11 protein-coding genes and 1 pseudogene are annotated in these 13139 nt (G+C 73.1%); 7 read left to right on the forward strand and 5 right to left on the reverse strand.

Going from position 1 to position 13139, the window contains the following annotated elements:
* Positions 1-1100: pseudogene (locus tag FJ694_RS17845) on the reverse strand (hypothetical protein); the annotation flags it as partial.
* Between FJ694_RS17845 and FJ694_RS17850 the strand changes: the two are divergent.
* From FJ694_RS17850 to FJ694_RS17865, 4 genes are all read left to right on the forward strand, one after another.
* Positions 1072-1527 carry a hypothetical protein gene (locus tag FJ694_RS17850; protein WP_157268602.1) on the forward strand — a complete coding sequence of 152 codons (456 nt, stop codon included), beginning with the start codon at positions 1072-1074 and terminating at the stop codon, positions 1525-1527. The pseudogene FJ694_RS17845 and the gene FJ694_RS17850 sit on opposite strands and share 29 nt — an antisense overlap.
* Positions 1528-1621: 94 nt before the next feature.
* Complete coding sequence (locus FJ694_RS17855) at positions 1622-2038, forward strand: hypothetical protein (protein ID WP_157268603.1); 417 nt, start codon at positions 1622-1624, stop codon at positions 2036-2038.
* Positions 2035-2769 (forward strand): C39 family peptidase, encoded by a 735-nt coding sequence (locus tag FJ694_RS17860; RefSeq protein ID WP_157268604.1) that lies wholly within the window; start codon positions 2035-2037, stop codon positions 2767-2769. The genes FJ694_RS17855 and FJ694_RS17860 overlap by 4 nt, the downstream gene beginning before the upstream one ends.
* Positions 2770-2821: 52 nt before the next feature.
* Entirely contained in the window at positions 2822-3775 is a 954-nt protein-coding gene (locus tag FJ694_RS17865; RefSeq protein WP_157268605.1) for a hypothetical protein, read from the forward strand.
* Between the two features lie 82 nt (positions 3776-3857).
* Here FJ694_RS17865 and FJ694_RS17870 read toward each other — a convergent pair whose 3' ends face one another.
* Positions 3858-5117 (reverse strand): DUF3187 family protein, encoded by a 1260-nt coding sequence (locus FJ694_RS17870; RefSeq protein ID WP_232540090.1) that lies wholly within the window; start codon positions 5115-5117, stop codon positions 3858-3860.
* A 428-nt stretch (positions 5118-5545) separates the two neighbouring features.
* Between FJ694_RS17870 and FJ694_RS17875 the strand changes: the two genes are divergently transcribed.
* Positions 5546-5791, forward strand: a complete 246-nt coding sequence (locus FJ694_RS17875) for a hypothetical protein (RefSeq protein WP_157268607.1) — start codon at positions 5546-5548, stop codon at positions 5789-5791.
* A gap of 40 nt (positions 5792-5831) precedes the next feature.
* On the opposite strand, the gene FJ694_RS17880 is transcribed toward FJ694_RS17875, so the two are convergent.
* The 3 genes from FJ694_RS17880 to FJ694_RS17890 are packed head-to-tail and all read right to left on the reverse strand — an operon-like array spanning position 5832 to position 10479.
* Positions 5832-6767, reverse strand: coding sequence for a DmsC/YnfH family molybdoenzyme membrane anchor subunit (locus FJ694_RS17880; RefSeq protein ID WP_157268608.1), 936 nt, complete (start codon positions 6765-6767; stop codon positions 5832-5834).
* On the reverse strand, positions 6764-7555 hold the full coding sequence (locus FJ694_RS17885; RefSeq protein WP_157268609.1) for a 4Fe-4S dicluster domain-containing protein: 792 nt from the start codon (positions 7553-7555) through the stop codon (positions 6764-6766). The genes FJ694_RS17880 and FJ694_RS17885 overlap by 4 nt, the downstream gene beginning before the upstream one ends.
* Positions 7552-10479 carry a molybdopterin oxidoreductase family protein gene (locus FJ694_RS17890; protein ID WP_310735050.1) on the reverse strand — a complete coding sequence of 976 codons (2928 nt, stop codon included), beginning with the start codon at positions 10477-10479 and terminating at the stop codon, positions 7552-7554. The genes FJ694_RS17885 and FJ694_RS17890 overlap by 4 nt, the downstream gene beginning before the upstream one ends.
* 336 nt (positions 10480-10815) lie before the next feature.
* Here FJ694_RS17890 and FJ694_RS17895 point away from each other — a divergent pair, with 336 nt between their 5' ends.
* Together FJ694_RS17895 and ssuD are read left to right on the forward strand one after the other, a co-directional pair.
* On the forward strand, positions 10816-11793 hold the full coding sequence (locus FJ694_RS17895) for a sulfonate ABC transporter substrate-binding protein (RefSeq protein ID WP_157268611.1): 978 nt from the start codon (positions 10816-10818) through the stop codon (positions 11791-11793).
* Positions 11794-11966: 173 nt separating this feature from the next.
* Complete coding sequence (gene ssuD, locus FJ694_RS17900; protein WP_157268670.1) at positions 11967-13139, forward strand: FMNH2-dependent alkanesulfonate monooxygenase; 1173 nt, start codon at positions 11967-11969, stop codon at positions 13137-13139.

Here is a 13139-nt window from a genome sequence, read left to right on the forward strand (position 1 = left end):
GGCGGCACCGGCCGATCCACCGGCGGCACCAGCACCAGCACGGCGGGCGCCGGCGGCGCGGGCGGCGGCACCGGCGCGGCCTCCGGCGCCAACGGCGGCGCGGCCACGGCCACCGGCGGCAGCGCCACACAGACCACCTCCGCGCGCGGCGGCGACGCCGGGCTGACGAGCACCGCCAGCGGCGGTGGCTCCGGCGCGACGCAGACCAGCAGCGGCGGCGCGGCCACCTCCACCGGCAGCGGCAGCGGCGGCGCGGGCACGGCCACCAACACCGCCACGGGTGGCGGCTCGACCGGCACCGGCACGGGCGGCGGCAGCACCTCGACCGCCAGCCAGGGCAGCACGGGCGGCGCAGCCACCGGCACCGGCACCGGCGGCCGCACGAGCTCGACGGCCAGCGCCACGCCCGCGGGCGGCAGCTCCACCGTCACGGGCACGGGCGGCGCCGGCACCGCGTCGGCCTCCAACAGCGCCACGGCGGGCGGCGGTGGCGGCAGCGGCGCTGGCCGCGGCATCGGCGACAGCACGTCCGGCTCCACCAACACCGCCGGCGCGGGCAGCGGCACGGGCAGCGGCGGCAACGCCTCGGGCAGCGGCACGGCTTCCGGCACGGCCGGCGCGGGCACCGGCACCGCCACCGCGGGCAATGCCAACGGCACCGGGCATGCGTCGAGCACGGGCGGCGCGGGCAGCGGCACCAGCACCGCCGGCAGTGCCACGGGCACGGGCACGGGCAGCGGCGGCGCCGGCTCGGGCACCTCCACCGCGAGTTCGGGCAACACCACCGGCTCCTCCACGAGCGCGGGCGGCGCGGGCACCACCGGCTCCGGCACGGCCACCGCCGGCGCGGGCAGCTCCACCGGCACGGCCACCTCGGGCAGCACCACGTCCACGGCCGGTAACGGCGGCGCGGCCACCAACACCGCCGGCAGCGGCGCTTCCGGTGGCGCGGCCACCAGCGGCAACTCCGGCGGCGGCGCGGTGACTTCCACCGCGTCGAGCGGCAGCAGCTCCGGCGGCAGCGGCGCTTCCGGCGGCGCGGCCACCAGCGGCAACTCCGGCGGCGGCGCGGTGACCACCACCGCTTCGAGCGGCAGCACCTCCGGCGGCGGCGGCGCGGCCGGCGGCGCGGCCACCAGCGGCGACTCCAGCAGCGGCTCGGCCACCACCACCGCGTCCTCCGGCAGCAGCACCGCCGGCAACGGCGCGGCCGGCGGCGCCGGCGGCAGCGGCGCGGCCGGTGGCAGCGGCGGCAACGGGGGCAATGGCGAACGCGGTGGCGACGGCACCGGCGGCGCGGGCAGCGGCGGCACCGCCACCGCGGCCGCGGGCAACGGCGCCGCCGGCGGCACGGGCGGTGCGGCCTCGGGCGGCACCGTCAATGCCGGCGTGTTCAACCTGTCCAACACCATGAGCGGCACCGCCCAGAACGCTGCCGGGATCATGGTGCTGAGCCAGAACTCCGGCATCGGCGCCCTGGTGCAGCAAAGCGTGAACGTGCAGGCCAACATGCGCCTGGGTCGCTGACCCGGGCGCGGGCCACCGCCGCCGCAAGCCGCGGCGGCGGCGGCCCACTGCACCCCTTCACGGCACACCTCACGCCAACTTCGGAGGAGACCCCATGCCCATCCGTCAACGACGCGGCTGCGCCGCGGTCCTGGCGGCCCTCGCGGCGCTGTCGGCGCTGCCCTGGAACGCAGCGGCGCAGGCCGCCGAGGGCACGGCACCGGCCGCGCCGACACCGGCGGCGGCGGCGACGTCACCGCCCGCGGCCAGCGCCGCTCCCACGGGCCTGCTGGGCCTCAAGCCCGTCGCGGCGTCCCTGCTCGACACCCAGCGCGGCGGCACGCAGGTGCTCAACGACATGAAGCTCAACGGCGTCGTGGCCGACAACCAGGCCGTCAACGTTGTCACCGGCAGCAACACCATCAGCGACGGCGCCTTCGCCAACGCCTCGGGCCTGCCGCTGGTCGTGCAGAACACCGGCAACAACGTGCTCATCCAGAACGCCACGATCGTCAACGTGCAGCTGAAATGAGAAGTTGCAACCGCATCTTCACCCGGCATGGCGGCGGCGCCGCGGCGCTGTCGGCGCTGCTGGCGCTGGCCGCCGCGGCGCTGGGAGGCCCGCTGTCCGCGCGGGCCGGCTCGGTGGATCTGCCCACGCAGGTCGGCGGCGCCTTTTCGGTGCCGGCGCAAAGCCTGCACGAGGCCCGCTTCAGCGCCACCGTGCGCCAGCAGTACGACTTCAGCTGCGGCTCGGCCGCGCTGTCCACGCTGCTGAGCTACCACTACGGCATGCGCGTCACCGAGCAGAAGGTGTTCGAGGAGATGTTCGTCCAGGGCGACCAGGCCAAGATCCGCCAGCAGGGCTTCTCGCTGCTGGACATGAAGCGCTACCTGGCCAACCACGGCTTCACCGCCGACGGCTACCAGGCCCCGCTGGAGGCGCTGCGCCAGTCGGGCATCCCGGGCATCGTGCTGATCAACGAGAACGGCTACAACCACTTCGTCGTGGTCAAGGGCCTCAGGGACGACCGCGTGCTGCTGGGCGACCCGTCGGGCGGCACGCGCGCCATGCCGCGCAAGGCCTTCGAGGCGGTGTGGGCCAACCGCATCCTCTTCATCATCAGCAACCGCCAGGAGCTTGCGCGCTTCAACCATCCCGACGACTGGCGCGTCGCGCCCACGGCGGCGCTGGGCCAGGGCGTGCAGCGCGACGGCCTCGCCGGCATCGTGCTGCCGCGCCGCGGCCCGTCCGACTTCTGAACACCCGGCCCCGAAGTTCCCCATGAAATGCCGTCCCTCCCGATCCGTGCTGTTGAGCGGTTCACTGGTCCTGGCCGCGATCGGCCTGGGCAGCCAGGCCCAGCAGGCCGACCTGGTGGCGATGGAGCAGCTGCGCAGGGAAATGACCGACGCCGTGCTGCGCGCGTTCGGACTGGACCAGCCGCCCTCGCTCGACCTGCCGCGTCCGCGTCACGAACCCGCGCCGGCCATCTCCACCGCGGCCGCCGCGACGGGCGTCATGTCCAAGCTGGAGCTGCAGGTGCGCCGCATCCTGGGCTTCGCACCGGCCGCCGCCGACGACGAAGCGGCCCGGCTCGCCGCCATCCCTGCGGCCGATGCCGATGCCGGGGCCGCCCCGGCCGCCACCGCGGCGGCGGCGGACACGCCCGCGCCGCAGGCCGCCGCGGCCCCCCCCGTGCCGGCCACCGGAGCCGAGGCGGCTCCCGTCGCCGCGGCGGCGCCCGCACCCGCGCCCGGCACGAGCGCCGTGGACACGGCCGCCGCCACAACGGGCGCATCCGCCCAGCAGCCGTTGCAGCAGCCACCGCAGCAGCCACCGCAGCAGCCCATCGCGGTAGCCGTCAGCGACAGCCTGCTCGACACGATGCGCGGCGGCTTCATCGGCGAGAACGGGCTGCAGATCTCCTTCGGCATCGAGCGCGCCGTCTACGTCAACGGCAACCTCGTGACCACCACCAGCCTGAACCTCTCGGCGCTGGGCGCGCTGTCCGCCGGCAAGGGCGCCGCGCTGTCGCCGGCCGAGCTGGGCAAGAGCATCGCGCTGATCCAGAACGGCGCGGGCAGCACCGTGCTGAGCAACCTCGGCCCGGCCGCCATCGGCACCGTGATCCAGAACACGCTCAACGGCCAGAAGATCCAGACGCTGACCACCATCAACGCCACCGTCAACAGCCTGGGCGTGCTGCGCTCCATCGAGGCGCAGCGCAACCTGCGCAGCGCCATCACCGACTCGCTGCGGCGCTGAGGCGGGCCGGACCTCCCGCACGCTTCGCACAAGCAAGAACGCCGCGGCCCCGTGCGGGCCGCGGCGTTCAGGTTCCCGAGCGTCAGAACGTGATGGGCATGCGCACCGTGAGCGTGATGTCGGGCGTGTCGCGCGTGGCGCCCACGCCCAGCGAGACGTTGAGGCTGCGCTCCGGGCTCAGGCGGTAGGAGTAGCCCAGCACCAGCGTACCGAGCTGCACCCGCACCGACTGGCTGCCGTCACCATTGATCTTGGTGCGGCCCACCGAGCTGTGGTCGTAGCCGAGGCTGAACGAGGACTTCTCGTTGAGCGCCAGGCCCATGCCGAAATTGAAGCCGAACACGCCGCCAGGCTTCACGTCGAAGGGCTCCTGTGGTGCCGACGTGGCGGCGTTGTATGTCAGGCCGCTCCTGCCGAAGTTGTGCAGGTAACTGATCGTGCCGAAGAACACGGCCGGGTCGGAGGGATAGAGCACGGTCAGCGCCGGCTGCAGGCCCTGGAAGCCCGACCCCGTGGGGAGCTCGTCCTGGAAGCCGCCGAAGCGCGCGTTGGCAAGGGTCGAGCGCACTTCGAAGGGGTCGCGGCCGGTGCGCGACTTGTAGCGCAAGCTGCCGATGTAGTAGGGCTTGTCCAGGCCGCCTTCGTTGAACTGGTAGCGCGCGGTGAGCTCGATGTCGCCGATGCCGCGGCCGCTGACGCCCTTGAAGGCGGGCGGCTCGTTGGGGTTGCCGCCCGAGACGTCGGTGTTGATGCTGTCGTCCGAGCGGTACGAGTACGGGATGCGCGCCTCCAGCTCCAGCCGGTTGGTCAGCCCGTAGCGCCCGGTCAGCGCCGCGGTGAAGGTGTTGCGCTTGACCTCGCGCACGTCGATGACGCCGATGGTGATGGCCGGGATGATGGTGTAGCCCACCAGCGCCACGCGGTTGTTGGAGGAGTAGGCGTACTGCAACGAAGGCTCCAGCACGAACTTGCCGCGCGGCGTGAGCACGCCCGGCTGCTCGAAGATCTGCGCCACCTGGGCCGCGGGCCGCGCCTCGCCGCTGGGCGCCTGGCCCACGGGCTGGGGCGCCGCGCCGGCATCGGACTGGGCCACCTGCGCCGGCTGCTGCGCTCCGGCCCCCTGCCCGCTGCCGCCGCGCTGCGCGCCCAGCACCTCCAGGCCCAGCGCCTGGCGCACCTCGTCGAGCCGGCGCTGCTCCTGCGCCATGGCCTGCCGCAGGCTCTCCAGCCGCTGCGCCTGCAACGTGATCTCGCGCTGCAGGCTCTCCAGCCTCGAGGCGGCCTGCTCCACCGACTCCGCCGTGGGTTCGGCCGCCCAGGCCGTGCCCGCCAGCAGGCACATCGCCAAGGCACCGCCCGGACTGCGGACGCTTCGGGTTGGGAACATCGATCCTCCCTTTCATCGATACGACTTGATCCCCCATTGGAGCGATAAAGATTGACCACCGCAACCACCGTTCCCCCCGTCCGGGCCAGGCGCCGCCCGCGCCGGCACCGGCGCGCCGGCCCACCGGCTGGAACGGCATCCGCTCCTTGCGGGCGCCGTCCGGAAGTGCCGGTGCGCCCGCCGATGCCGCGGCTCCGAAAGGCACTGCCGCCGCTGTACCAGCGCACCGGCGCAACTGCTCCAGGATTGAGCAGCGCCGGTACTGCGGCCGCGGGTGTCCATCCGCACAAACCTGCATGCCCCCCGGGCCGGCACCGGGCAGCGCCACGGTGGCACGAGCCTTGCGGAAAGCTGACGAATTCCAACCGAGCCGGGAGACGAACATGCTTGAGGTGTCATTCGATGTGAGCAGCGGGCCACCGGCCCCGGCCTTCGCGGTGGTCGGCCATGCCTGGAAGCAGGGCTTCAAAGCCGGCAAGGCGCTGCGCAAGAACTGCCCTTACGCCAGGGAAACGCCCGAGGGCAGCAGCTGGTTCGACGGCTGGAACGAGGGCGCGGCCAAGACGCTGGGCTTTCCGTACCGCACCTTCACTCGCAAGTTCAGCCGGGTTGCGGGCGCATCGTCCTGAACGCACCCCGGCGGCTGCCGCCGCGGCCCTGCCCCGTCACTCAGGCCACGGCCTGGTAGTACAGGTTCTGCGGATGCCGCACCTGCGCGAAGAAGTGCCAGCGCTCGGCCAGCAGCCCCGCGCCCTGCAATGCCAGCGCCGCCAGCCACGCCGGCGCCGCGCCGGCCTCGCCCGCGCCCGGTGACAGCAGCAGCGCCGGCAGCACGAAGGCCGCCAGCACGAACAGCAGCGGCAGCCGATGCACCACGCGCGCCGGGGCGAGGTGGAAGAACTCGCGCGTGTTGTGGCTGCTGCCCGTGAACCCCATGGACAGCTGCGCCACCCGGGCGCCGCGCAGCCCCGTGGCCGACTGCGCCGTGGAGCGCGGCACCAGCCGCGCGCCGCGCCACAGCGCCAGTACGCGGCCGGCGCCGGCCAGCAGCGTCAGCGCCAGCGCCCACGGCTTCAGCAGCCCTGCGAACGCCGCCTCGCCCGCGGCGGCCGCCAGCGCGCCGGCCAGCACCAGGCCCGAGGCCGCGCCCATGAGCGCGAAGTTCAGCACCGTCAGCGGGTGCGCCCACTCCTGCACCGCGCGCAGGCAGGCGTAGATCATCCCCGTGCACAGCCACAGCAGCGCGCATAGCAGCACGCAGGCGACGGCGAGACCCTGCTGCAGCGGCACGGGCGCCTGCAGGCGCAGCGCCAGCGACCAGCCCGCCAGCGCCGCCATCAGCGCCGGCAGCACGATGACCTCGCGTGACATCCAGCTCGTGCGCCACATCGCCGCGGCGCGCCAGGCGCGCGCGGGCCGGCCCAGGTGCAGGAAAGCCGCGCCCAGCGCCAGCGCCAGCAGCGCCTGCGCGATCAGCAGGGTCCAGAAGGCGAAGCCGGCGCCCGGCGCCATGCCGGCCAGCGCCGCCAGCGCCAGCGCGAAAGCGGCACCCTGCGCCGCGCCGGCCAGCACGGTGAAGGCGATCAGCGACCACGACGGGTTCATGCCTCTCCCCCTTCATTGCCGGAGGCCGGGCCCATGCCGGCACCGCGCCGCGGCAGGTAGCGGTTGGCCGGCCGCGTGCCCTGCTCCGGCATCAGCGCGAAGCCACCGCGCTCGGCGATGGCGCGCGACACCGCGGAGTCCGGGTCCTTCACGTCGCCGAACAGCCGCGCCCCGGTCGGGCAGGCTTTCACGCAGGCGGGCTGCCGGTCCTGCAGCGGCAGCGCCGCGTCGTGCACGCGGTCCACGCACAGCGTGCACTTGGTCATCACGCCGCGCTCCTCGTCGTACTCGCGCGCCCCGTACGGGCAGGCCCAGCTGCAGTACTTGCAGCCGATGCATTTGTCCGCGTCCACCAGCACGATGCCGTCCTCGGCGCGCTTGGTGCTCGCGCCGGTGGGGCACACCGGCACGCAGGGCGGGTCCTCGCAATGCAGGCAGCTCTTGGGCAGGTGCAGCGTCTGCGTGTCGGGAAAGGTGCCGGACTCCCAGGTCTGCACGCGGTTGAAGAAGGTGCCGTGCGGCGCGGCCTCCCAGGCGCCGGGGTCGGGCGGCAGGCCGCCGGCGCCGGCGCTGTTCCACTGCTTGCACGACACCACGCAGGCCTGACAGCCCACGCACACGTCCAGGTCGATGACCAGCGCCAGCTGCCTGGCCAGCGTGGCCTCGCGCGCCGCGGCAGCCGGGGCAGGCGCGACGGAAGACGCCGGCGGCGCGGCCGGCCGCGCCGCCCCGCCACCGGCACGGCACAGCCACGACCACCAGCCCTCCAGGGCCAGGCCGAGCCTCATGGCCGCCTCCCGGCCGTGAAGCGCCCGGTGAACAGCCGCAGCGCCGCGTGCAGGCCCAGCACGCCCGGCGGCGCCGGCACGGCCGCGGGCTGCGGACTGCAGCCAGGCACGTCGGCATCCGCGCAGGGGCGCAGCCGCACGCGCACGTCGTACCAGCCGGCCTGGCCCGTGACCGGGTCGGCGTTGGCGATGCGGTGCTCCCCCTCGGACAGCCAGGCGCCCAGCAGGTGGTTGAGGAGAAAACCTTCCCGGCTCTCGTGCGCGCCTTCGGGCAGCTGCCACGCGCCGGGCGCCTTGCCGATGGCGTTCCAGGTCCACACCGTGCCGGGCTCCACCGCCTCGCTGCAGCGCAGCCGGCAGCGCACGCGGCCCCAGCGGCTCTCGACCCAGCACCAGTCGCCGTCGGCAATGCCCGCGGCACGCGCCGTGGCCGGGTGCGCATGCAGCGCGTTGCGGCTGTGCAGCTGGCGCAGCCAGGCGTTCTGCGAGTCCCAGGAGTGGTACATCGCCATCGGCCGCTGCGTCACGGCATGCAGCGGGAAGTCGCCCGCGTCGCTTAAACCCTCCTCCAGCGGCGGCGCCCAGAAGGGCAGCGGGTCGAACCACGTTGCCACGCGCGCGCGCAGGTGGTCGGGTGGCTGGCGCCCGGGCCGCTTGCCCTGCGCGGCAAGGCGGAAGGTCTGCAGCGTGTCGGCGTACAGGCACAGCTGGATCGGGCAGTTGCGCTGGCGCCAGCCCATGGCCTTGGCGAAGTCCAGGTAGGCGCGGTTCCAGTTGCGCCGGTAGAGCATCTCGTCGGGCATGCGGTGGTGGAACACGCAGTCATTGCCGGCATAGGCTTCCCACTGCGCCGGGTTCGGTGCGCCGCGCAGCGCGTCGCCGCGCTCGCCGCGCCAGCCCATGAGGAAGCCGACGCCCGGCTGGTGCTCGTAGCGCGTGATGAAGTCGGCGTAGCCGGCGAACCTGCGCGTGCCGTCGGCCTGCGTGAAGGCCGGGAATTGCAATCGCGAGGCCAGCTCCACCAGCACGTCCTGGAACGGCCGGCAGTCCCCCAGCGGCGGCAGCACCGGCACGCGCACCGAGTCCATGGGCCCGTCGAACTCGGAGATGGGCCTGTCCAGCAGGCTCATCGCGTCATGCCGCTCCAGGTACGTGGTGTCGGGCAGCACCAGGTCGGCATAGGCGACGGTCTCGCTCTGGAACGCGTCGCAGACCACGACGAAGGGGATGCGGTGCTCGCCGTGCTCGTCCTTCGCATTGAGCGCGTCGCGCACCGACTGCGGGTCCATGCTGGAGTTCCAGGCCATGTTGGCCATGTAAATCAGCAGCGTGTCGATGCGGTACGGGTCGCCGCGCGCGGCGTTGGCGATGACGTTGTGCATGAGCCCGTGCACGGCCAGCGGATAGGTCCAGGAGAAGGCATGGTCGATGCGCAGCGGCGTGCCGTCGGCCTGCAGCGCCAGCTCCTCCGGCGCGGCCGGAAAGCCCAGCGGCTGCGCGTCCAGCGGCGTGTCGGGCCTGAGCTTGTCCGGATCGTTGAAGGCGCGGTAGTTGGGCACGATGTGGCGCGGGTACGGCGCCTTGTGGCGGAAGCCGCCGGGCGCATCGATGGTGCCCAGCACGCTCATCAGCACCGACAGCGCCCGCACCGTCTGGAAGCCGTTGGAATGCGCCGCCAGCCCGCGCATGGCGTGAAAGGCCACCGGCCGCAGCGGCACGCGCTCGTGGCGCGTGCCCCAGGCGTCGGTCCAGGGAATGTCCAGCGCGTCGTCGTGATGCAGCGCGGTCTCGCCCAGCTCGCGCGCCAGGCGCCGGATGCGCGCGGCCGGTATGCCGGTGATGCCCTCGGCCCACTCGGCCGTCGTGTCGGCCACGCGCTCGCGCAGCAGCTGGAACGAGGGCGCCACGCGCGTGCCGTCGGGCAAGGTGAAATGCCCTTCCAGCGCCAGCTCGCGCCCGTGCCCGATGCCCTGCGCGGCATCCTGCGGATACGCGGCCACGGCGGACTGCGAGGCCAGGTCCCAGGCCAGCTTGTTGTGCGGGTTGCGCCCATCGGGCGCCGGCCCGGCGGCGGGGTCGAAGGCGAACAGGCCCTCGCGCTCGCCGGCGTCGAGCAGCACCAGCTGCGGCGCGTTGGTGCAGCGCTGCAGGAAGAGCCGGTCGATGAGCTCCGCGCGCAGCAGCTCGTGCAGCAGCGCCATGAACAGCGCGCCGTCGCTGCCCGGGCGGATCGGGATCCACTCGTCGGCAATCGCGGCGTAGCCGCTGCGCACCGGGTTGATGGCGATGAAGCGGCCGCCGCGCTGCTTGAACTTCGCGAGCGCGATCTTCATCGGGTTGCTGTGGTGGTCCTCGGCGGTGCCGATCATCACGAACAGCTTCGCGCGCTCCAGGTCCGGCCCGCCGAATTCCCAGAAGCTGCCGCCGATGCTGTAGATCATCCCCGCGGCCATGTTCACCGAGCACAGCCCGCCGTGCGCGGCGTAGTTAGGCGTGCCGAACTGGCGCGCGAACAGCCCGGTCAGCGCCTGCATCTGGTCGCGCCCGGTGAAGAAGGCGAACTGCTTGGGGTCGGTAGAGCGGATGCGCCGCAGCCGCGTCTCCAGCAGCGCCAGCGCCTCGTCCCACGAGATCGTCTCGAAGGCGCCGTCGCCGCGCTCGGCACCGGGCTTGCGCCGCAGCGGCTGCGTCAGCCGCGCGGGCGAGTGCTGCTTCATCAGCCCGGCGCTTCCCTTGGCGCAGATCACGCCCCGGTTGAGGGGCTGGTTCGGATTGCCGTCGATGTAGAGGGGCTGCCCGTCGCGCAGGTGCACGCGGATGCCGCAGCGGCAGGCGCACATGCAGCAGGTGGTGGTCTTGATCTCGGTGTCGGACAGCGGGCCGGCCGCGCCGGGCGGCACGGCGGTGAGGGTGGGATCGGTCAACCGGTACTCCTGTGGGGACCGCCTCGATGCGGCCCGCTCATGGCAGGCGGCCGGGCTGGCGCAGCCATCGTAGGAAAGCCGGACTCCGCACGCCAAATCCACGCCGCGCATGAGCAAGCGCGAAAAAGGCTGCTGTAGCCGTTGTTTCAAAACGGCGGTGGCAATTTCGGCTCCATGCGCGTATCGGCGCCAGGGCTGAAGAAGCGCCGGCGCCGGATATGAGGATCGCGGATGAACTTAGCCGCACTCCTTCGTTCCGCGGTGCGCGGGCGCTGCCTATCGTGCAGCGCATGCAACCGGTCCATCCCTGACCCAGAACTCCTCGAAGGAATCCCCATGCTGCCCGACCTCACCTCCCCGCACCGCCGCCGCATCCTGTGGCGCGGCGCCGTGGCCGCCGCCGTGCTGGCCTACAACCCGCAATGGCTGCGCGCGCAACCGGCCACGACGCTGCGCGTGGGCTACCAGAAGTCGGCCAGCCTGTTCGTGCTGCAGAAGGCGCAGGGCACGCTGGAGAAGCGCCTGGCGCCGCTGGGCGCGACCGTGCAGTGGGTGGAGTTCCCGGCCGGGCCGCAGCTGCTCGAAGGGCTCAACGTCGGCTCGGTGGACGTGGGCTTCGTCGGCGAGGCGCCGCCCATCTTCGCCCAGGCCGCGGGCGCGAACTTCGTCTATGTCGGCTACGACCCGGCGGCGCCCACGGCCGAGGCGCTGGTGGTGCCCAAGGACTCCGCCATCCGGAGCGTGGCGGACCTGCGCGGGCGCAAGGTGGCGCTCAACAAGGGCTCCAACGTGCATTACCTGCTGGTGAAGCTGCTGGAGAAGCACGGGCTGAAGTACGCCGACATCCAGCCCGTGTTCCTGGCGCCGGCCGATGCGCGCGCCGCCTTCGAGCGCGGCGCGGTGGACGCCTGGGCGATCTGGGACCCGTTCCTGGCCGCCGTCGAGAAGCAGCTCGGCGCGCGGGTGCTCGCCGACGGCACCGGCGTGGTGGACAACTTCGCCTACTACCTGGCCGAGCGCGGCTTCACCGAGCGCAACCCGCGCCTGATCCAGGCACTCTTCGACGACCTGGTCGAGCGCGGGCGCTGGCTCAAGGGCCACGTGGACGAGGCCGCCGCGATCATCGCGCCGCTGCAGGGGCTCGACCGCGAGGTGGTTGCGCGCAGCATCCAGCGCTACGAGTACGGCGTGGCCCCGCTCACGCCCGACGTCGCCGCGCGCCAGCAGCGCATCGCCGACACCTTCCACGCCCTGAAGCTGATCCCGAAGCCCATCCGCATCGCCGACGCGCTGCCCGCGCGCGCCACGCCTTGATGCAACCCGCAATTGATCGGCGGGCACCCCCTCCCGTTCGCCCTGAGCCTGTCGAAGGGCAGGCGCCGACATGCGGGCCGCACGGAGGCTTCGACAAGCTCAGCCCGAACAGGATTCGTGGTCCGCGAACGACATGCAGGGCATATGACCTTCTCTACCCAGCCATGAACGACATGAGACTCTTCTGGTTCATCCCCACCCACGGCGACTCGCGCTACCTGGGCACCAGCGCCGGCGCGCGCCAGGCCGATTTCGCCTATTTCAAGCAGGTGGCGATCGCCGCCGACAGCCTGGGCTACGAGGGCGTGCTGCTGCCCACCGGGCGTTCCTGCGAAGACTCCTGGATCGTCGCGGCCAGCCTGATCGATGCCACGCGGCAGCTGAAGTTCCTGGTCGCGCTGCGGCCCGGACTGGTGGCGCCGGCGCAGTCGGCGCGCATGGCCGCGACGCTGGACCGCCTCTCCGGCGGCCGCGTGCTGGTCAACCTCGTCACCGGCGGCGACGCCGAGGAGCTGGCCGGCGACGGGCAGTTCCTCGACCACGCGGCGCGCTACGAGGAGTCGGCCGAGTTCATCCGCATCTGGCGCGAGATCATCGCCCGCTCGCACGACGGGCAGTCCTTCGACTTCGAGGGCCGGCGGCTGCGCGTGCAGGGCGCCAAGCTGCTGTACCCGCCGCTGTCGCGGCCCCATCCGCCGGTGTTCTTCGGCGGGTCCTCGGAAGCGGCGCACGACCTCGCGGCAGAGCAGGTCGATACCTACCTGACCTGGGGCGAGCCGCCGGCAGCGGTGGCGGCCAAGGTGGCGGACGTGGGAGCCCGTGCCGCCCGGCATGGACGCACGTTGAAATTCGGCATCCGGCTGCACGTGATCGTGAGGGAGACGGAGGAGGAGGCGTGGCGCGCCGCCGCCGAGCTGGTGTCGCATCTGGACGAGGCGACGGTGGCGGCGGCGCAGCAACGTTTCGCGCGCATGGATTCCGTGGGCCAGCGCCGCATGGCCGAGCTGCACGGCGGGCATTTCGACAAGCGCGACGTGCGCCGGGGCCTGGAGATCGCGCCCAATCTCTGGGCCGGCGTGGGCCTGGTGCGCGGGGGCGCCGGCACCGCGCTGGTGGGCAGCCCGCGGCAGGTGGCCGAGCGCCTGCAGGAGTACGCGGCGCTGGGGCTGGAGTTCTTCATCCTTTCCGGCTATCCGCACCTGGAGGAGGCGCACCGCTTCGCCGAGCTGGTGTTCCCGCTGCTGCCGCTGTCGCTGCGCGAGAAGCTCGCGGCCCCCACGCTCACCGGGCCGTTTGGCGAGATCGTGGCCAACGGCATCGTGCCGCGCCAGGCGGCCGCGAGCTGA

The organism is Azohydromonas aeria, assembly GCF_009760915.1.
In the GTDB taxonomy this organism is placed as follows: Bacteria; Pseudomonadota; Gammaproteobacteria; order Burkholderiales; family Burkholderiaceae_C; genus Azohydromonas; species Azohydromonas aeria.

Coding starts and splice junctions, on each gene's coding strand:
- FJ694_RS17855 (WP_157268603.1), top strand. CDS start 1,622: ATGCCCATCCGTCAACGACGCGGCTGCGCCGCGGTCCTGGCGGCCCTC.
- FJ694_RS17860 (WP_157268604.1), top strand. CDS start 2,035: ATGAGAAGTTGCAACCGCATCTTCACCCGGCATGGCGGCGGCGCCGCG.
- FJ694_RS17870 (WP_232540090.1), bottom strand. CDS start 5,117: ATGTGCCTGCTGGCGGGCACGGCCTGGGCGGCCGAACCCACGGCGGAG.
- FJ694_RS17875 (WP_157268607.1), top strand. CDS start 5,546: ATGCTTGAGGTGTCATTCGATGTGAGCAGCGGGCCACCGGCCCCGGCC.
- FJ694_RS17880 (WP_157268608.1), bottom strand. CDS start 6,767: ATGAACCCGTCGTGGTCGCTGATCGCCTTCACCGTGCTGGCCGGCGCG.
- FJ694_RS17885 (WP_157268609.1), bottom strand. CDS start 7,555: ATGAGGCTCGGCCTGGCCCTGGAGGGCTGGTGGTCGTGGCTGTGCCGT.
- FJ694_RS17895 (WP_157268611.1), top strand. CDS start 10,816: ATGCTGCCCGACCTCACCTCCCCGCACCGCCGCCGCATCCTGTGGCGC.
- ssuD (WP_157268670.1), top strand. CDS start 11,967: ATGAGACTCTTCTGGTTCATCCCCACCCACGGCGACTCGCGCTACCTG.